At 27.4% G+C, this 570-nt stretch carries 1 pseudogene; it reads right to left on the bottom strand.

Going from position 1 to position 570, the window contains the following annotated elements:
- Positions 1–19: 19 nt before the first annotated feature.
- Positions 20–570: pseudogene (locus tag L0M85_RS09855) on the bottom strand (ATP-binding protein); the annotation flags it as partial.

Raw genomic sequence — 570 nt, forward strand, 5'->3', positions numbered from 1 at the left:
TACTAGTTAAAAAGATTGATTATAGTGGGTTATCAAGATATGTTTTTTGAAAACTATTCAATAATCTAACTAAGTTTAATTCAGTTAGATTTACTTGATTTTCTTGTATGCTATAATCAGGATTTTTATGTCTAGCTTTTTTATAGTAAAAATCGAAATCTTTTTCTGTAACTTCAAGTTGATTCACTATGTCTTTTGATGAGAATTTACTATTTATCAAGTTGTGAGTCTTTTTCAATTCTAATTTTGTGTCATAAATTACTATACTATTTTTAAATCTAGTTAAAGGATATTTTTCGAGACCAGGTATTGAAGAAAATACTTTCAGCAATTGGTACTTTAAAGTATTTTTGTATAAACAGTGATAATAAATAGTCTCCTGATAATCTATTTTAAAACTTTCTACTTCAGGGGAAGGGACTAGACAATTACCTTGATCTAAATACATAGCCATACATTCGTCAATTGTAAGATGACGATATCGAAGTTGTACTAATTGCCAATCAATATTAGTCTGGTATTGATTTAAACTATAAGGCATAGTTTTGAAACGATTTGCATCATCGTCGG

Origin of the sequence: Streptococcus sp. DFI.7.26 (assembly GCF_022240605.1) — a bacterium.
In the GTDB taxonomy this organism is placed as follows: Bacteria; Bacillota; Bacilli; order Lactobacillales; family Streptococcaceae; genus Streptococcus; species Streptococcus xiaochunlingii.